Genomic DNA, 18,268 nt, shown 5'->3' with positions numbered 1-18,268 from the left:
CCATCTCGCAAAGGACAACCTCATGCTCGGCAACCTCACCGGAATCCACCTGCTCGTCATCCTCGGCATCGTCGTCCTCCTCTTCGGCGCGACGAAGCTGCCAGCGCTCGCCAAGGGGATCGGCCAGTCGCTGAACATCTTCCGCAACGAGATCCACGCTGACGGCAGCGGGAAGCCCGTGGTCGACGGCACCGCCCCCGCTGCCCCGACGTCGACGAGCCCGACCGAATGACCTCCTCCCGCCTTGCGTGACGGGACCTGATCGTGGACGTCGACAAGTTGCTCGTCATCGCCGTCATCGCGGCGTTCTGCCTCGGACCGCACCGTCTCGCCTCCCACACCCGGCGGTTGACGGGCTTCCTCCGTCAGCTGCGCGCCTGGGCAGACAGCACGAAGGCGCAGATCGAAGAAGAGACCGGCGTCGACATCGACTGGTCCGAGCTCGATCCCCGTCGCTACGACCCGCGCCGGATCATCCGCGACGCACTCACGCAGTCCCCTGTACCTCCTCCGGCCGACCGCCCCGAGCCGCCGACCGCCCCAGACCGACCGATGCAAGCCCGACCGATGCAAGCCCGAGCTCGAACCGGAGTTGACCATGACATCTGAATTCCAACGACGCACGCTCTTCCAGGGGGCGGGCATCGGTGCGTTGGCACTGTTCGCAACCGCCGGCCCAGCGGGAGCAGCGCGAGCATCCGCCGCGGCCCTTCCCGCGTCGACGGCGGCAGCATCGGCGGCTGCCGTCTCGTTCCGGGCGAAGTACCACATGACCCCACCGGCGGGATGGTTGTCCGATCCGCAGCGCCCCGTGTTCACCCGCGGTGCGTACCAGCTGTACTACCTGCACTCCGACGTCGACAACGGCGACGGCGGCTGGGACCACGTCTCCACGACCGACGGCGTCGACTTCACCTTCGAAGGCACCGTCATCCCGCTCGAGACCGACCTCCCCACCTGGACCGGTTGCACCCTGATCGACACCGACGACACCGCCGGGTACGGCGCCGGCGCGGTCATCGCCCTCGCCACCCGACCGACAGGAGGCGTCCGCAAGTACCAGGAGCAGTACCTCTTCTGGTCCACCGACGGCGGCTTCACCTTCACTGCCCGACCGGAGCCGGTCATCGTCAACAACGACGGACGCGCAGCGACCACCGATGCGGAGATCTCGAACGCCGAGTGGTTCCGCGACCCCAAGGTCGCCTGGGACGACGCCCGCAACGAGTGGGTCTGCGTGATCGGCAGGCAGCGGTACGCGGCGTTCTACACGTCGGAGAACCTCATCGACTGGACCCTGCAGCGCAACTTCGACTACCCCGACCACGACCTCGGCGGCATCGAGTGCCCCGACCTGTTCCAGATCACCGCTGACGACGGCACCACCCACTGGGTCTTCAGCGGCAGCATGGACGCGTACAACGAGGGACTGCCGTGCACCTACGCATACTGGACCGGCTCCTGGGACGGGACGTTCTTCACCGCTGACGACCTCACGCCGCAGTGGCTCGACTGGGGCTGGGACTGGTACGCCGCGGTGACGTGGCCGGCGAACGAGGCACCGACGACGAAGCGGTACGGCATCGGTTGGATGAACAACTGGAAGTACGCCAACCGACAGGTCCCGACCGACACTTCCGACGCCTACAACGGTCAGAACTCGATCGTCCGTGAGATCACGCTGCAGAAGCAGTCGGACGGTCGGTACAGCCTCCTCAGCGCGCCCATCGCCGCACTCCGGAACGCAGCGACCGGCACCGTCCCGATGGGGAGCCGGTCCGTCGACGGTTCCGCTATCCTGCCGTACAACGGACGGGCCTACGAGATCGAGCTCGACGTCGCATGGACCGACGCCACCGACGTCGGCGTCTCCGTCGGCCGTTCGGCCGACGGGACCCGACACACGGACATCGGCAAGACGGGCAGCGATCTCTACGTCGACCGGGCGGCCTCCGATCGCGCCGGTTTCGCACTCGCCCCGTACACCCGCGCAGTCGCTCCCGTGCCTCCTGCGACCCAGGCGGTCCACCTCCGCATCCTCGTCGACACGCAGAGCGTCGAAGTGTTCGTCGATGCCGGCTCCGTCGTGTTGTCGAACCAGGTGGACTTCGACTCCGGGGACACCGGCATCTCGCTGTACTCCGTCGGCGGCGCGGCCACCTTCTCCGACATCGTCATCCGCGAGTACGGCGACTGACGCGGACGGCCGGTGGGCACCCGACTGATGCCCATCGGCCGGAGGCGCTGCCGGTCACTGACCATCAGCAGCCAGTCGTGACCGCAGGACGACCGACCCCTGCTCGAGGACGAGCCTGTACCCCTCGCCCCGCGCTGCGCGGTAGCGTTGAACCACCCCGGTTCCGTGACCGACCTGCGAAGGCGACCGAGGTGCACGGTGGGGCGTGCGGTCAAGAGTGGTCTCGGCTGCCTTCACCAGAAGCCGGGGCGACCGCTGGGGGGAGCGGAGCTGTTCCCTCGGCGCAGTACCTGAGGGGACACCATGTCGATCAAGCACGTCTTCACCACCGTCGTCGGGATCACGGTCGTGACCGTCGCACTCGCCGGCTGCTCGTCGCGGTCGGGGGAGTCCGCGCCGAGCAAGGCCGCGGCGAAGCCGTCGCAGAGCCAGGCCACGGAACAGCAGACGCCGACCCCGACGCCGACCAGCGAGGCCGCAGCGTCCGGTGTGGTCGACGTCACGTCGGACAAGATCACCGACGACCAGATGGGCCACACCGTGCAGGCCGACAAGGTCGTGCGGAACTTCCCGTGGACCTCGGCGCAGTCGGGGCTCGCGGACCGGGACGACAACGAGCAGGTCCTGGTCCACGTCGCCGTGACGGCGGGGGACAAGTACTACTCGACGATGAACTGCCTGGCGATCCGCGTGCAGGCACATGGAAGCACGGAGTCGTACACGTCCCAGGGCACGACCTCGGTCGTCGAGGACGCGATGAAGGCCGCGGGCTACCCGGCGCTGACGAAGGTCGAGCAGGGGCAGTCCGGCGAGGGCTGGTGCGCCTACTCGGTGACCGACCCGTCCGACGTCCTCGACCTGGAGTACCAGCGCAACGCGGCTGCGTCGAACGACGGCACGCAGATCACGGCGAAGGACTTCTACGCGCCGATGACGCCGGTGGCGTCCTGACGCGGGCCTCCGGGTGAGGCGCAGAGTGACCGGTCCGGAAGTGATCGACGACCGGTTCGCAGCCCGGTTCGTCGACGCTGTCCACGACTGTTTCCTCAACAGCGCGATCCTGAACGAGGACATGAGCTGGGTCGGCGGTCGGGTTCGTGATCCGCACGATGCGGTGATCCTCTACCGAGATCGCCCGGACGGGCCCGTCCTCGGCCGCTTGTACGAACTTCGCTCGTACTCGGCGCTCTTCGGCGGCGAGACCGCGCAGTGGCTCGCGAATGAAGCGTGGTTGAGCGACATCACCGACCCGTCGGGCGACGGTGAGCCGAAGGACGTCGACTGGGCGGTCGGTCTGGTCGACGACCCTGGTGTGGTCCGCTGGCTCGACTGAGTCGGCGGACCGCCGTCACTCCCCGTTGCCCCGCATCTCCAGGGCATCCCCGTCGGCGCACTCGGACACCGCGGTGATCGTGTAGCGCTGGCCGGCCGCGAGGAAGCTGATGGAGGTCGTCGGCCCCCCGACACCTCGCAAGCCGAGGAGCGGATCCGAGCCCCGGCTCTTGTACGGCTCGGTCGTGATGCCCTCGGCTTCCCACAGCTTCCTCAGAACAGCGATGGCCTGGACCGGGTCACCGCTCGCCCCTTCCACATTCTTGATGTAGGTGTACGCCGCACCGTCTCCGCCGGTCCCCTTGGTGCACTGCTCCACCGCCGGTCCGCTGTACACCTGCCAGTCGCCGTCGACCGCCTCCGCCGACCGGTCGACGATGTCCTCGACCGACTGCCGAGCCTCGTCCGTACTGACGCTCCTGGCGACTCCCGACCCCGTCGGACCGCCGCCGCTGCACCCCGTCAGGGCGAGGGCCGCGGTCATCACACCGACGACGAACACCGGACCGTTTCGTTCCCCCCGTGGACGCACGGTCAGCAACCCGTCCCGAGATCGACGTCGGAAGCGGTCTGCCCCGTCGGTTCGTCGCCGGTCATCGTGTCCCCCTGCCCTGTGGTCGCGTCGTCGACGTCCCACAGTGATCGCCGTCCTCCGGCCAAGCCAACCAGTGCGGTCCGTCGTCCGCACCCCTGATCGCCGTCCCCGCATGCCAAGATGACCGCCGTGACCACCGTCGTGATCGTCGATGACGAGACGCTCGTCCGGTACGGCTTCGAACTCATCCTGGGTGCCGCGCCGGACATCGACGTGGTCGCCACCACGGGTGACGTCGACGCCGTGCAGGTGGTCCGCGAGCACGCCCCCGACGTGGTGCTGCTCGACGTGCGGATGCCGCGGATCGACGGGCTCGAGGTCCTCCGTCAGCTGCAGACCCTCCCGGAGTCACCGGCGGTCGCGATGCTCACGACGTTCGACACCGACGAGTACGTCGGCCGGGCGATGGACCTCGGCGCCGCCGGCTTCCTGCTCAAGGACACCGACCCGGAGGGGCTCGCCGAGTACATCCGCGTGCTGGCCCGCGGGGGAGTTGTCCTGGCTCCCGGGGTGGACCGCCGGTCACTGTTCGCGGCCCGGTCGTCGGCTGCGACCCCACCGCCGTCCCTGTCGGACCGCGAGCGTGCGGTCCTCCGGCTGATCGCCGACGGCGCGAGCAACCCGGACATCGGCCAGCGCCTCGGCGTCAGCACGGGCACCGTGAAGGAGGACGTCCGCGCCCTCCTGGCCGCGTTCGCCGTCCCGACACGGGTCCAGCTCGCACTGCGTGCGGCCGAAGCGGGACTGCTGGATGGCTGAGCGTCCGCGTCTGGCCCGCGTCCGGCGGGTGCTCGCGGCGACGGACGGGAGGCTCGACCACCTCGTCGAGGTCGCCCTGCGCTGGGTGCGCACCCACCGGGCACCCTGGTGGCTGGTCGACCTGCTCTTCGTCGCGGCTGCGGTCGCCGACGCGGTCCTCGACATCTCGGGAGCGACGACCGTCGACACGGTGCTCTCGCTGCTCGCCGCGGCCGGACTGCTGATCCGCCGGCGCTTCCCGGTGCTGGCGTTCGCCCTGACGGTGCCCGCGCTGTTCGTCGGTTCCGCGGTGGTCGCGGGCAGCATCGCGCTGTTCACACTGGGGGAGCGCACGGACCGCCGGTGGCTCATGCTCCTGGCGGCGCTGGTGCAGTTCGTGGGCTTCAGCGGGTTCGTCGGGCCGGCGCAGGCCCCGGCGGAGATCGTCGTCTCGGTCGTCTACGCGCTGCTGTTCGCCCTCGGGCCGCTCGCGGTGGGGCTGCTCGTCCGGACCCGCCTGCTGTTGACCGAGCAGCTGACGGCGGCGCGTCTGGCCCGGGAGGACGAACGCCGCCAGGCCGCAGCCGTCGCACTCTCGCGGGAGCGGGCACTGCTGGCACGGGAGATGCACGACGTCGTCGCCCACCAGGTCACCCTGATCGCCGTGCAGGCCGGGGCGATGCAGATGGCCGGACGCGACGAGGCAGAGCGCGGGTTCGCCCGGACGATCCGGCAGCTGTGCGTCGTGACCCTGCAGGAGCTGCGCGGCATGGTCCAGGTGCTCCGTGCCTCCGGCGGGACCGACCGGCAGATCGCCCCGCAGCCGGTGCTCGCCGACCTGCCCCGACTGGTCGCCGAGAGCGGCCTCGACACGCGCTGCGACGTGGACCTGCCCGACACCCTCGAGCAGCCGCTGCAGCGTGCCGTGTACCGGTTCGTGCAGGAGGGCCTGACCAACGCCCGCAAGCACGCCCCCGGCGCCCTGGTCCGGGTGAGTGGTCGGCTGCACGGCGACGAGGTCCTGGTCGACGTCGTCAACGGCCCGGCCCGGTCGGACCGCCTGGAGCTGCCCGGGTCCGGCCTCGGGCTGATCGGGCTGGGGGAGCGGGCGTCCCTGCTCGGCGGCAGCATGCAGTCCGGGCCGCAGCCCGACGACGGGTTCGCGCTGCACCTGCGGCTGCCCGTCGCGCACGTCTCGGCGGCACGGCGGGTCTGACGACCGGACCCGGAAGACCCCGCCCGGGTCCTCCGGTCGACGGACCCGGATGGCCGATCGGCCATCGGAGTTCACGCTGCGGGTCGATGACGCGGAGCGCTCGTTCCGCTGCAATCAGAACGTGGCACCCTCAGCGCTCGTCGGACGGCTCCGACACCTCCCGGTCTCCGTCGCGGTGGCGGTGACCGCGGTCGTCCTCGTCGTCACCGCGCGCATCGCCCACGCCGAACCGGACTTCCCGCACCACCCGCCCGTCGCCTGCCTGGCACTCCTCGGCGTGGTGCTCACGGTCGTGCTCGCCGAACGGTCCCTCGGATCGGTCCGGACGCTCCTGATCGGCGTGCTGGCGCCGACGCTCGGCGTGCTCGGGACCCTCCTCACCGTCACCATCGGGTCCGCGTTCGGCGAGGCACACGCCGAACTGGCGGTGGGCCAGCCGCTCTTCGCCCCGTCGACGGTCGCGACCGCGCTGCTCGGCGCCGCCTCGGCGGCGATGCCGGCCCAGCGCCGGTGGCGCACCCGGGCCGCGCTCTGGACCGTCGTCCTGACGCTGGTGCTCTTCGCCGGCCACGGCTCGGACCTGGCCCGTGCCCTGGCGACCCTGCTCGGGACCGCAGCGGGCGCGTTCGTGGTGCGCCGCGCCTCCCGTCCAGGAGGCCCGTCCCCCCGTGACACCGTCAGCGCCCGCACGTGGGTGGTCGCGACCCTCATCGCGCTCGGCGCCGGCACGCTGGTCACGCCCGTCGTGCCGGACCCGGACGGCGTGCTGTCCGTCTTCGCCGACGCCATGAGCGACCACGCGGTCGTCGTGGTCGGGCTCCTGCTGCTCGCCTCGGCATGGCTGGTGCAGCGCGGCCGCCGCGTCGGCGTGTACCTGGCCGTCGGCGTGCTCATCACGCTGACCGCGGTGCTGGCCGACGTGTTCCTCATCGAACCGATGACCGACGACGCTGTGCAGTGGCGGGGGATCGGACTCGATGCGATCGAGTGGCAGGTCACCCTGCTCGGCGCCTGGCTCGTGCCCGCGATCGTGCTGCTGGCGGTGCTCGCCCTCCGCGGCACCCTGGTCCGTGGCCGGTTCCGGGCCGCTGCGGACGGACGGGACGCCTTCGTCGGGATGCTCCGCGACGGCGACGCCGGCACCCTCGGCCACATGGGCACCTGGCGCGGCAACGCGACCTGGACACACCCGGGCGGACGCGGTGCCGTGGCCTACCGGGTCTGCGGCGACGTGGCGCTGACGGTCTCGGACCCGGCGTGCTGCGTCGACGACCGTGCCGAGGTGGTGTCCGCGTTCGCGGCCTTCTGCGAGCGGAACGGCTGGGTGCCGGCGTTCACGAGCGTGCACGAACCGGTGCGGCAGATCCTCGCTGCCGAGGGCTGGACGTCCCTGCCCGTCGGCGTGGAGTCCGTGCTCGACGTGACGTCGTTCGACCTGCGCGGCAAGAAGCGGCAGGACCTCCGGACGGCCTCGAACCGCGCCGACCGCGAGGGCGTGCGTGACGAGTGGACGACCTTCGACGCCCTCGACGACGAGCAGCGGGCCCAGGTCGAGACGATCTGCACCCGCTGGGCGACCGATCGACGACTGCCCGAGATGGGGTTCACCCTCGGGGGCTTCCACGAGCTCGACGACCCGGACGTGCGGCTCATGCTGGCCGTGGCCGCCGACGGACACGTCACCGCGGTCACCAGCTGGTTGCCGGTGTACGAACGCGGGGCGCTCGCCGGGTACACGCTGGACGTGATGCGCCGCGGCGAGGACGGGATGCCCGGCGTGATGGAGTTCCTCATCGCGCGCACCGCCCTCCGTGCCCGCGACGCCGGACTGCGGATGATCAGCCTCTCCGGCACGCCGCTGGCCGCCCACGCCGGCGCCGGGTCGCTCGTCACCCGCGGGTCGCTGCTCGTCGCCCGGCTGCTGGAACCCGTGTACGGCTTCAGGTCCCTGCAGCGCTTCAAGGAGAAGTTCGGAGCGCGGCACGAGACACTCTGGATCGTGGTCCCGACTCCGCTGCACGTGCCGCGCGTCGCCCGCGCCCTGGCCGGTGCGTACGTGCCGGGTCTGCGACCGAAGCACCTCTGGGCGCTGCGCCAGGCACACCGCGCGGCGGCCCGGTGAGTCCGACCGAGTGGCTGCTCGCCACCCAGCTGCAGGCGCCGTCGAAGCTCGTCCCCCTGGACGTCGGGTTCACCCTGCTGACGGTCGCCGTCTTCCTGCCGACCCTCGGCGCGCTGCGCTCACGGGCAGCCTGGCGTCGAGCCGGACTCCGCGCCGCCGTCGCCGCGGGCGCAGCCGTGGTCGTGCTCGTCGTCTGCTGGGTGCTCAGCGACCTGATGAACGTGTTCGGCGTCGCGCTCAGCCCGATCACCCGGATGTGGGTCGCCGTGGCTGCCGCCGCGCTCGGCATCGCGGTCGTCGGGCTGGTGCAGGGCGGTGGCTGGCGTCGTGTGCTCGCTGCGGTGCTCGTGCCGGCCGCGCTACTGGTGCCGGCCCTCGGGGTGAACGTCGAGTTCGCGATGTACCCGACGCTCGGCACCGTGGTGCAGAAGAACCCCTACCCGGAGCTCGACCTCGCCGCCGCTCCCGCTGCCGCGCCGCCCGCCGTCGGCGAGGTCCGCACCATCGACATCCCGGGGCAGCGCTCCGGCTTCGATGCCCGACCGGCCGTCGTGTACCTGCCGCCGGCCGCCCTCGTCCGGGACCCCCGGAAGCTGCCCGTCGTGCTCGCGTTCTCCGGGCAGCCCGGCGCCCCGAGCGACCTGTTCACCGCCGGACAGCTGGACAAGGCACTCGACGCCTACGCCGCAGCACACCAGGGCCGCGCCCCGATCGTCGTCTCCGTCGACCAGCTGTCCGCGCCCGGGCTCAACACGATGTGCGTCGACTCCGAGCTCGGGAAGGCCCGGACCTACGTCACCGAGGACGTCCCACGCTGGCTCACCGCACACCTGCCGGTCACCACCGACCGGCACGCCTGGGGCCTGGCCGGGTTCTCACAGGGGGCGACCTGCGCGATGCAGTTCGTCACCGCGCAGCCCGACCGGTTCGGACCCGTGCTCGCGGTCTCGAGTGAACTGCACCCGATCGACCAGAACCCGCAGCACAGTGCCGACCGGGCCTTCGGCGGCTCCGTCGCAGCGTGGAAGGCCGCCGGTCCGATCGCGCAGATGCGGGCGAACGGGCTCGGCGGGCACGCGCTCTGGCTGACGGCGGGGTCCTCTGACCGCGAGTTCAGCGACAACGCCCGGGTGCTCGCACGGGCAGCGCGGGCCGCGGGAGCCCACGCCACCGTGGCGCTCGCACCGGGGAGCGGGCACGACTGGAACACCGTGCAGTGGTCGTTCCGCACCGAGCTGCCGCAGGTGGCCGACGTGCTGTTCGCGGCGTTGCGCTGACCTGGACGGTGGGTCCCCGACGGCGTGACCGGCGGGGCGGCGGTGCCCCGGGCCTCCCGGCAGGGCCAGCCGGACCGGTCAGCCGACGCCTTCGCTGACGACCCGCCATCCGTCGCCGTGGTGGCGCAGGCAGAGGCCCCACGTGTCCGCCCCCGGCTCCATGCCGGTGAGACCGGTCTCGCGCATCCCGAACTCGAAGCACTGCTGCCGGTCGGCCGCTGCCGTCGTGCGCTGCAGGGCGGACCAGGCGTCCATCGTCGGGTCGCCCTCGCCGGTCCACTGCTGCCACAGGCTGGCCGGGCACCAGTCCGTGTCGTCCGGGGCGGAGAGCGCCCGCATGCCGTGGCAGTCGCGGCGGACCGCGGCGTCGAGGAACGCCCGGGCGACCGTCCGGGCCGAGACGCTGGACGACGGCAGGGGCTCCTGCGGGCCGGAGCGGCCGGGAGCACCGACGACGATCACGCCACCGACGACGACGGCGAGGACCAGCCCGGTGGTGATCAGGGGGACGCGACGCACGGGGTCATCTTCCTGGGCGGTGCTGCGCGTCGGCATCGAGGAACGGCGTCGTCGTGCCGGTGCGGTGGTCGTCGCGGAGGAGCCCGTACGCGACCGAGTCCCGGTGCGCGCCGCCGACCACCGGCCAGGTGCGGCGGTACTGCGCCTCGAGGACCCAGCCGTTCCGGGTGAGGACGCGGCGCATCGCGTGGTTGTCGTCGCGTGTCTGCGCCTCGATGCGCGGGACCGCCGGGAACGAATCGAAGACGTGGGTGGCGAGGGCCTGGACGAGCTCGGTGCCGATCCCACGACCGCGGGCTGTCTCCGCCAGCCGGACGTCGATCATCGGGACGTCCTCGTCGAGGTCGTCGAGTACGACCAGCCCCTCCGGTGCCCCGTCGACCTCCACCCGGAACACAGCGTGGTCCGGGCCGGTGAAAGCGCCGTCCGCGATGCGCTGCTCGACCGATGCGCGAGTCGGCGACGCGGTGATGTGGAAGGGGAAACGGTTGGACGTCAGGAAGCTGATCAGCTCGTCACGGTCGGGCGGGTCCGCGACGTCCAAGGGGCGGAAGACCATCTCCATGGGTCGACCGTACCGATCGAGGACGTCACAGTTGTGTCCCGGCGCTTGATCCGCCCGGGATCCTGCGGCAGGGTCGGACCTGAACCGGAGGTCCTGCCGTGCACAACCCCGTCATCCCCCAGCAGTACGACATCTCGTGGACGATCGCGCTCGTCGCCGTCCTGGCGCTGATGGTCGCGGCCGTCGTGTCCGTCGTGCGGAACACCGAGCGCATGTCCCTGCCGGCGACCGTCGTGTGGATCGTCGGGGTGGTCGTCCTTCCGGTGCTGGGGTCGCTCGTCTGGTTCCTCGTCGGACGGCGGGATCTCCGTCGACGTCCGAGCACCCTCCGCGGCTGACGGGCATCAGGCTCGCACGGCCTCGACCACCACGTTGCTCACCGACCGCTCACCGTCCGCACGCTGCAGGCACGTGATCACGACGAGCCGCCCCGGCGTGTTCGCCCACACCTCGGCGTCGGCATGGATGTCCCCTTTGCCGACCGTCTCGGTGCGGGTGACGCGGTAGCGGACGTCGTCGACCGTGATCGCCGCCCCCGTCGCGATGCGCGGGCGCCCCGCCGCGACGTCGATGAGCGCGTTCCCGGGCCCCACACCGCCGCCGCGCAGGGAGTGCATCGCGACGAACACGGTGCCGTGGGCCGCATCTGTGGGGGCGACGCCGAGGTTCCGCACCCAGTACGCCGAGGTGAAGCCGGGAGGCTCGACCACGTCGTCGACGACGCTCAAGGCCCCGAGGGGCACGTCCAGACCGACGGACGGGGCCGCGAAGCGGCCGACCCCGGAGGGCGTCGCGGACGCGCTCGGGGCGGGTGCGGGGCCGTCCACCTGCACGGGGTGGCCGGCGAGGTCGAGGGTGGGCGGGCCTCCCGTCTGGTGGGTGTGGGGGAGTGTCAGGCCGACGATCGCGGTGACGACCATCCCCACCGCCAGCACGCCGACGGCGGCGCCGAGGACGGATCCCCGGCGCCGCCGCGTCGTGTGTCGTGTCGTCACGACTCAGCGGCCGCTGCGGAACTGGCCGTTGCTGACCCGGCCGTTGCGGACCCGGCCGCGCAGGCGGAGCACGCCGAGGCCGGCGAGGAGGGCCGATCCGAGACCGCCGAGCAGGACCCACGGCAGGACGCCGCCGTCGGCGGGGCTGGCCACGACCGTGCCGCCCGTGGCGACGGACGGACCCGCTGCCGAGGAGGACCGGACCGGGACGGTCGCCACGGTCGTGCCCCCGCGGGTCGTGGTGGGCCCGGTCGCCGAGCGTGCGACCACGACGATGCGTGCCGCGGTGGTGACGGCGGTCCCCTTCGCGTCGGCCAGGAACAGCGTGTGCGCCCCGGCGGCCAGGTCGGCCGGCAGGACGACGGAGGCCGAGACGGTCCCGGCCGCCGTCGCGGTGACCGTGCCGATCACGCGCGGGGTGGAGTGCACGACGACCGAGTAGACCGCACCGGGCGTGAGACCGGCGCTCGTGAGCGTCACGGCGGAGCCGGGCGCGAACGGGCCGTGAGCGGCGGTGCCGTTCGCGACGACGGACAGGGCGGGCTGCTGCACGGTGACGCGGTACTGCTTCGTCGTCGTGCCGTCCGCGGCGGTGACCGTGACGACGGCGCTGCGACCGGTGACGGCCACCGAGGAGGTCGCTGCCGAGTTCGTCGTCGTGACGTGCACGTCGGCGGCGGTCAGCGCGGTGAGGGGTGCGGTGACGGTCGCACCGGCCGTGGTCGCGGCGGCGGCGAGCGGCACGGTGACGCCACCGACGGTGACGGCCGAGGCCGAGGCGTCGTCGGAGACGAGGAACCGGGCACGGAGGGCCGCGACCTCGGCCGGGGTGACGCCGATGGTCTTGGACAGGTACGAGTCCATGCCCGCGTACTTCGTCGCGACGTCGTGCTCGAAGGTGCCCTGCAGCAGCTGCGGGGTCGCCCACGTGACACCGAGCTGGGTGTTCGAGAGCAGGTAGTCGTGCAGGACGTCCGCGCTGTCGACGCCCAGGACCCGGTCGAGCAGGTCGATGACGGTGCCGGTGCGGTCCATGCCGTGGGAGCAGTGGATCAGCACGGTGCCGCTGGTGTGCGTGGCGAGGATCTGGAGCACCTGGGCGTAGGCGCTGATCATCGGGCCGCGGTCCGCAGCGTCGACGTAGCCCTTGTCGGTGAGGTCGTGGTACATCACGGTGTCGTCCGGGTAGTCGCCGTCGGCGCCGAACATCGAGATGTCGACGACCTTCGCGCCCGGGATCGTCACGTCGGGCTTCGCCGCCACCTGACCGGGCGTGCGGAGGTCGACGACGAGGTCCACGTGGTACTTGCCCGCGAGCGTCTGGGCGCCGGCGGCCGTGACCTTGTCGAGCGACTCGGAGCGGATCAGCCGCGTCGCGTCGACCCGGCGTCCGTCGAGCCCGGTGAAGGCGCCGAGTTCGCGGCCGTTCACCATGCCCGGGACGTCGGTGACCGGGTGGTCCTGCGCGGTGAACGCGGGCTGCAGGCCGGTGTCGGCGCTCGCCGTGGTGGTCGAGAGGCAGACGGTGCCGAGGACGGCGGCGGCAGCGGTGGCGATGGACGCGGCTCGGAACAGCGCGTGTGCGCGGGCGGGACGGTTGGGCACGGGGCTCCTCGTTCGGGTACGGGTACGTGTCCGCCTGCGACCAGGGGGTCGGCGACACGGCGGGTACCGAGAACGATCGGGGTCCGTCCGGGCCGTTCGGTGAACAGTGCGCGACGGCAGACTTTCTGCGCGGTGAGCCAGCGCTCAGGATGGCGATCGGCGCTGCTCCTCGTCGAAGGACGCGCTGTCCCCGCTACCGTGAGGGGATGACCACACGACGGGCCCGGGCGTGAGCCACGCTGTCCCGACGATCCTCGACGTCGCCGCTGCCGCCGGCGTCTCGAAGTCCGTCGTCTCGCGGGCGCTCGCCGGGGCCTACGGGGTCGCGCCGGCCACGGTCGAGCGGGTGAAGCAGGCCGCCCGCGACCTCGGGTACGTGGCGAACGCCAACGCCCGGGGCATGTCGGCGCACCGGACCCACACGGTCGGCGCGTTCGTGCGCGACGCCTCCACCCCGTTCTACGGGCACCTGCTGACCGCGTTCCAGTTGCGCGCGGCGGAGCGCGGGTACCGGGTCGTCACCGCGACCGGAGCCGGGTCGTTCTCGATCGCGGAGGAACGGCGTGCGCTCGAGACGCTCGTCGCGCTGCGGGTCGAGGGACTCATCGTCTGCAGCGGCGCCCTGCCCGTCGAGGACGTCCTGCCGTTCGCGCAGCGGATCCCCACGGTGGTCGCCGGGCGTCCGGAGCAGGACGAGTCGGTCAGCAGCGTCTACTGCGACGAGCACGGGGGCGGGACGGCGCTGGCGGACCGGGTGGCGGACCTCGGCCACGAGCGGGTCGCGGTCTTCACGGTTGCCCGGTCGGGGTCGCTGACGCAGTCGGCCCGCACGGACGCGATGGCCCGGCAGCTGGGCGCGCGGGGTGTCGACGTGGTGCTGGTCCGCCTGGAGGACCACGGCGACGACCCGCGCCGGCTGGACTCCGCCGTGGACCACGTGGTGGCGGTCGGGGGCGTGACGGCGATCATGGCCCCGAGCGACCACTGGGCCGTCGGTGTCCTCGAGGCGATGCGCCGCCGCGGGCTCCGGGCGCCGGAGGACCTGTCCGTCACCGGGTACGACGGCATCATGCCCTTCGCCACGGAGCTGTTCGGCATCACCTCGTGGCGGCAGCCGCTCGACGTGATCGGGTCCCTGTCGGTGGACGACGTCGTGGACCAGATCGACGGGGTGACCTCGCGGGCGACGCACACCGCCATCGACGGCACGCTCGTGCCCGGTCGGACGCTCGCTCCGCGCTGAGCAGCACGGCGGCACGGCCGCGCGGCGCCCGCTCGCGTCACCACCCGTTCACCTGCTCGTCGCCGTCCAGACGACCACGGCGGTGTGCTCCCGACCACGATGGGGAACGTTCCCTAAACGTGCTCGACCGAACGGATCCCATGTCCCAGCCCGACCCCGCCGTCTCCACCCGCCTGCCGCTCGACGCCACCGACCCGTACCGCTACGGCGTCTACCTGCGCCCCGATGCCCGCACCTGCCGCGCCGTCACGGTCGTCACCGACCAGCTCCGCGCCCAGTACGGCCTGGTGTCCGCCGGCGCGTTCCCGCCGCACGCCACCCTGGTCGGCAGCCAGCCGTTCGGCCGCGACGTCACCGAGGTCGTGCAGGCGCTGACGACCCTGCTCGCCGACCGTCCGGCGTTCGACGTCCACAACGCCGGCGTCCGTGGACAGGGCATCGGGTACGTGTACGACGTCGCCGAACGCCCCGACGGCACCCTGAACCAGGACTTCGTCCAGCTCGCCGCGGACGTCGACGCCGCGGTCGACCCCTTCCGTCGGACCATGGACTCGCCGCCGTCGAACGACTTCCTGCCGGAGAAGTGGCGCGCACACCTCTCGCTCGCCTCCCACGACCTCTACGGCCGTCCGGACCTGCGCGACGAGGTCGGTGCGTTCATCCGCGACCTCGACATCGACGTGCCGTCCGGCTTCCGCGGCGACACCGTCGTCCTCTACCGGACGGCCAGCCCGGACTGGAGCGGCCGCTGGTGGCACACGATGACCTGGGAGCACGTCCACACCTGGACCCTCACCGGTCGATGACGGTCACCCTCGCCGAGGTGGCTCAGGCGACCGGGCTGTCCCGGTCGCTCGTCTCCCTGGCCCTCCGCGGCGACGACGGGGTGTCCGTGCCGTGTCGGGAACGGGTGGTGCGCGCGGCAGACGAGCTGGGCCTCCCGGTCGGTGCCCTGGCGCGGCGACGCGCCTCCGGTGAGCCGCTCGTCATCGGGGTGCTCGTCACCGACGCGGCACACCCGTTCCACGCCGAGGTGCTGGCGAGTGCGCGGGAGACCGCCGCGACCTTCGGGTTCGCCGTCCGGGTCGTCGACGCGGGTCGCGACGACGCGCGGCTGGCCGCCGGACTGGAGGCCCTGGTCGCCTCCGCCGGGACGGCCGACGGTGTCCTCGGGGTCGCGGTGGTGAGCAGTCGTCTCCCGCGGGCACGGGCCGTGTCGGCCGCGCGGCGGGTCCCGGTGGCGGTCCTCGGATCGGGGGCGGGCCTCCTGGCCGGGACGGGGATCGACACCGTGAGCGTCGACGAGGAATCCGGCATGCGGGAACTGCTGCTGTACCTGGCGTCGCTCGGGCACGTCCGGACCTGCTTCGTGGCGGAGTCGGCGTTCCCGTCGACCACACGGCGTGGGCGGGTGCACGCCGAGGTGTCGGGTCGGCTCCAGGTGACGGCGGACCGGTGCACGGCGGACATCGACGTGCTCGTCGCCGAGCCCGGACGAGTGCGGAGCTTCCTGGACGACGGCGTGACCGCGTTCGTCGCGGCGAACGACGCGACCGCGGGACGGCTGCTGGCGGCCGCCCGCGCAGCCGGGACCGACCTACCGGAGGTGGCCGCCGTCACCGGGTTCGACGGCACCGCGCTGGCGGAACGGCTGGACCTGACGACCGTCGAGCAGCCGTGTCGGCGGATGGGGGCACGGGTCGTCGAACTCGTCGTCGAACGGCTGCGGGGTCGGCGTGTGGTCCGACACGAGGTGCTGCCGACCGTGCTCGTGCCGCGGTGCCGACCGCGGTCGGTGCCTTCGGCGGGTTAGACCGCGCCGATCGCTTCCTCGTCCGCCGCGGCCTCCTTCTGCACCGCGAACTGCGTCCGGTGCAGCTCCTCGTACCGCCCACCCGCGGCGAGCAGTTCCTCGTGCGTTCCGCGCTCCACGATCGAGCCGTCCTCGACCACCAGGATCAGGTCCGCGCTGCGGATGGTGGAGAGGCGGTGGGCGATCACCATCGCCGTCCGGCCCTCGAGCGCCTCGCTCAGGGCCGCCTGCACGGCCGCCTCGGACGTCGAGTCCAGGGCGGCCGTCGCCTCGTCGAGGATGACGACCCGCGGCTGCGCGAGCAGGAGCCGTGCGATGGTCATGCGCTGACGCTCACCACCGGACAGCCGGTAGCCACGCTCACCCACCATGGTGTCGAGCTGGTCCGGCAGGGACCGGATGAGTGGCTCGAGGCGGGCCCGCCGGACGGCGTCCCACACCTCGTCGTCGGTGGCCTCGGGCCGGGCGAGCCGCAGGTTCGAGCGGATGGTCTCGTGGAACAGGTGGCCGTCCTGCGTCACCATGCCCATGGTGTGCCGCATCGAGCTGAACGTGACGTCGCGGACGTCCGTGCCGGCGAGCCGGACGGCGCCGCTGTCGACGTCGTACAGGCGCGAGAGGAGCTGCGCGACCGTGGACTTGCCCGCACCGGACGTGCCGACCAGGGCGACGGTCTGCCCCGGCTCGATCCGGAACGAGACCCCGTGCAGGACCTCGTCGCCACCGCGGGTGTCCAGCGTGGAGACCTCCTCGAGTGACGCCAGGGAGACCTTGTCGGCGGACGGGTAGGCGAAGCGGACGTCGTCGAACTCGACCGCGACCGGACCGTCGGGGATCGTGACGGCGTCGGGCTTCTCCTGGATGAGCGGTTCGAGGTCGAGCACCTCGAAGACGCGCTCGAAGCTGACCACGGCGCTCATGATCTCGACCCGGGCGTTCGCCAGGCTGGTCAGCGGCGCGTAGAGGCGGGTGAGCAGGAGGGCCAGGGTGACCACGTCGCCGGTGTTCAGCTGGCCGCCGAGGGCGAGGGAACCACCGACCCCGTAGACGAGCGCGAGGGCGAGCGCGGAGACCAGGGTGAGCGCGGTGACGAAGACGAACTGCAGCAGTGCGCTCCGGACCCCGATGTCCCGGACGCGGGCAGCACGGACGCGGAACTCCTCGGCCTCTTCGTCGGGGCGGCCGAACAGCTTGACGAGGGTGGCACCAGGCGCCGAGAACCGCTCGGTCATCTGCGTGCTCATCGCCGAGTTGTGGTCGGCGGCCTCGCGGCGGAGCGCGGCCAGGCGGCTGCCCATCCGGCGTGCGGGGATGAGGAAGACCGGGAGCATGACCACCGCGAGCACCGTCACGAGCCAGGAGGTGCTGAGCATCACGACCAGGGTCAGGACCAGCGCCACGACGTTCGTGACCACACCGGACAGCGTGCCGCTGAAGGCCTGCTGCGCGCCGATCACGTCGTTGTTGAGCCGGCTCACGAGCGCGCCCGTCCGGGTGCGGGTGAAGAAGGCGATCGGCATCTTCTGCACGTGGTTGAACACGGCGGTGCGGAGGTCCAGGATCACGCCCTCACCGATCCGCGCCGAGTACCAGCGGGTCACCAGCGACGTGGCGGCGTCGGCGACGGCCACCAGGGCGATGACGACGGCGAGCCAGACGATGGTGCCGACGGCGCCCCGGGCCGCGATGACGTCCACGACCTGGCCGGCGAGCACCGGCGTCGCGACCGCCAGGAACGCCCCCACGACGGACAGCACGATGAAGACGAGGAGCTTCGCGCGGTAGGGCACGGCGAACGTCAGGATCCGCCGCACGGACTCACGGGAGATGCCGTGCTTGCCGTCCCTGGCGGTCGAGATCTTGTAGAGCGAGCTCCAGGCCACGCCTTCCATGCTCATGACAGTTCCCTCCGTGGTCGACCGGGGCCTGCTGCGGTGGTGGGGAGCCCCGTGGCGGGGCCCTGCAGCGGCGACGGCGACCAGGGAGTCAGGATACGGCTCGTCCGGCACGGAGCGGGCGGGCGTCGTGCGCAACGCGGCTGGTGCGGGCGC

19 protein-coding genes are annotated in these 18,268 nt (G+C 72.2%); 13 read left to right on the top strand and 6 right to left on the bottom strand.

Going from position 1 to position 18,268, the window contains the following annotated elements; translation table 11 throughout:
- The first annotated feature begins 22 nt into the window (after window positions 1–22).
- The 5 genes from DEI97_RS17440 (at window position 23) to DEI97_RS17420 (ending at window position 3,530) form a co-directional block, all read left to right on the top strand.
- Window positions 23–232 (top strand): twin-arginine translocase TatA/TatE family subunit, encoded by a 210-nt coding sequence (locus tag DEI97_RS17440; protein ID WP_111076288.1) that lies wholly within the window; start codon window positions 23–25, stop codon window positions 230–232.
- Window positions 233–264: 32 nt separating this feature from the next.
- On the top strand, window positions 265–609 hold the full coding sequence (locus DEI97_RS17435; protein WP_111076289.1) for a Sec-independent protein translocase family protein: 345 nt from the start codon (window positions 265–267) through the stop codon (window positions 607–609).
- A complete protein-coding gene (locus tag DEI97_RS17430; protein WP_111076290.1) occupies window positions 599–2,197 on the top strand; it encodes a glycoside hydrolase family 32 protein in 1,599 nt (532 codons plus the stop codon). Before DEI97_RS17435 ends, DEI97_RS17430 begins: the two co-directional genes overlap by 11 nt.
- A gap of 303 nt (window positions 2,198–2,500) precedes the next feature.
- On the top strand, window positions 2,501–3,148 hold the full coding sequence (locus tag DEI97_RS17425) for a hypothetical protein (RefSeq protein WP_111076291.1): 648 nt from the start codon (window positions 2,501–2,503) through the stop codon (window positions 3,146–3,148).
- A 25-nt stretch (window positions 3,149–3,173) separates the two neighbouring features.
- Window positions 3,174–3,530: a hypothetical protein gene (locus DEI97_RS17420; protein WP_146248249.1), complete on the top strand. Its 357-nt coding sequence runs from the start codon at window positions 3,174–3,176 to the stop codon at window positions 3,528–3,530.
- Between the two features lie 15 nt (window positions 3,531–3,545).
- Here the strand turns inward: DEI97_RS17420 and DEI97_RS17415 are convergent, their stop codons facing one another.
- On the bottom strand, window positions 3,546–4,031 hold the full coding sequence (locus DEI97_RS17415) for a hypothetical protein (protein ID WP_111076293.1): 486 nt from the start codon (window positions 4,029–4,031) through the stop codon (window positions 3,546–3,548).
- A 213-nt stretch (window positions 4,032–4,244) separates the two neighbouring features.
- On the opposite strand from DEI97_RS17415, the gene DEI97_RS17410 reads away from it, so the two are divergent.
- Genes DEI97_RS17410 through DEI97_RS17395 form a run of 4 tightly spaced genes read left to right on the top strand, consistent with a single transcriptional unit; the run spans window position 4,245 to window position 9,477 of the window.
- Window positions 4,245–4,883 (top strand): response regulator, encoded by a 639-nt coding sequence (locus DEI97_RS17410; protein ID WP_111076294.1) that lies wholly within the window; start codon window positions 4,245–4,247, stop codon window positions 4,881–4,883.
- Window positions 4,876–6,078: a sensor histidine kinase gene (locus DEI97_RS17405; RefSeq protein ID WP_111076295.1), complete on the top strand. Its 1,203-nt coding sequence runs from the start codon at window positions 4,876–4,878 to the stop codon at window positions 6,076–6,078. The genes DEI97_RS17410 and DEI97_RS17405 overlap by 8 nt, the downstream gene beginning before the upstream one ends.
- A gap of 49 nt (window positions 6,079–6,127) precedes the next feature.
- Entirely contained in the window at window positions 6,128–8,200 is a 2,073-nt protein-coding gene (locus tag DEI97_RS17400; RefSeq protein ID WP_111076296.1) for a bifunctional lysylphosphatidylglycerol flippase/synthetase MprF, read from the top strand.
- The gene (locus tag DEI97_RS17395; protein ID WP_111076297.1) at window positions 8,197–9,477 is read left to right on the top strand and encodes an alpha/beta hydrolase; all 1,281 of its coding nucleotides are present in this window, start codon (window positions 8,197–8,199) and stop codon (window positions 9,475–9,477) included. Before DEI97_RS17400 ends, DEI97_RS17395 begins: the two co-directional genes overlap by 4 nt.
- 78 nt (window positions 9,478–9,555) lie before the next feature.
- Here DEI97_RS17395 and DEI97_RS17390 read toward each other — a convergent pair whose 3' ends face one another.
- A complete protein-coding gene (locus tag DEI97_RS17390) occupies window positions 9,556–9,996 on the bottom strand; it encodes a hypothetical protein (RefSeq protein ID WP_146248250.1) in 441 nt (146 codons plus the stop codon).
- Window positions 9,997–10,000: 4 nt separating this feature from the next.
- Complete coding sequence (locus tag DEI97_RS17385) at window positions 10,001–10,561, bottom strand: GNAT family N-acetyltransferase (RefSeq protein ID WP_181439369.1); 561 nt, start codon at window positions 10,559–10,561, stop codon at window positions 10,001–10,003.
- Window positions 10,562–10,659: 98 nt separating this feature from the next.
- On the opposite strand from DEI97_RS17385, the gene DEI97_RS17380 reads away from it, so the two are divergent.
- Entirely contained in the window at window positions 10,660–10,899 is a 240-nt protein-coding gene (locus DEI97_RS17380; protein ID WP_111076299.1) for a PLDc N-terminal domain-containing protein, read from the top strand.
- Window positions 10,900–10,905: 6 nt separating this feature from the next.
- Here DEI97_RS17380 and DEI97_RS17375 read toward each other — a convergent pair whose 3' ends face one another.
- Window positions 10,906–11,556: a class F sortase gene (locus DEI97_RS17375; protein ID WP_111076300.1), complete on the bottom strand. Its 651-nt coding sequence runs from the start codon at window positions 11,554–11,556 to the stop codon at window positions 10,906–10,908.
- A 3-nt stretch (window positions 11,557–11,559) separates the two neighbouring features.
- Window positions 11,560–13,161: a tyrosine-protein phosphatase gene (locus tag DEI97_RS17370; RefSeq protein ID WP_111076301.1), complete on the bottom strand. Its 1,602-nt coding sequence runs from the start codon at window positions 13,159–13,161 to the stop codon at window positions 11,560–11,562.
- 229 nt (window positions 13,162–13,390) lie between these two features.
- Between DEI97_RS17370 and DEI97_RS17365 the strand changes: the two genes are divergently transcribed.
- From DEI97_RS17365 to DEI97_RS17355, 3 genes are all read left to right on the top strand, one after another.
- The gene (locus DEI97_RS17365; protein ID WP_111076302.1) at window positions 13,391–14,404 is read left to right on the top strand and encodes a LacI family DNA-binding transcriptional regulator; all 1,014 of its coding nucleotides are present in this window, start codon (window positions 13,391–13,393) and stop codon (window positions 14,402–14,404) included.
- 140 nt (window positions 14,405–14,544) lie between these two features.
- Window positions 14,545–15,210, top strand: coding sequence for a 2'-5' RNA ligase family protein (locus DEI97_RS17360; protein ID WP_111076303.1), 666 nt, complete (start codon window positions 14,545–14,547; stop codon window positions 15,208–15,210).
- A complete protein-coding gene (locus tag DEI97_RS17355; RefSeq protein ID WP_111076304.1) occupies window positions 15,207–16,217 on the top strand; it encodes a LacI family DNA-binding transcriptional regulator in 1,011 nt (336 codons plus the stop codon). Before DEI97_RS17360 ends, DEI97_RS17355 begins: the two co-directional genes overlap by 4 nt.
- Here the strand turns inward: DEI97_RS17355 and DEI97_RS17350 are convergent.
- A complete protein-coding gene (locus DEI97_RS17350) occupies window positions 16,214–18,115 on the bottom strand; it encodes an ABC transporter ATP-binding protein (RefSeq protein WP_111076305.1) in 1,902 nt (633 codons plus the stop codon). The two genes, DEI97_RS17355 and DEI97_RS17350, sit on opposite strands and share 4 nt — an antisense overlap.
- Window positions 18,116–18,268 lie beyond the last annotated feature (153 nt).

Source organism: Curtobacterium sp. MCLR17_032, from assembly GCF_003234795.2.
In the GTDB taxonomy this organism is placed as follows: domain Bacteria; phylum Actinomycetota; class Actinomycetes; order Actinomycetales; family Microbacteriaceae; genus Curtobacterium.
This window is presented reverse-complemented; position numbering and strand designations above follow the sequence as displayed.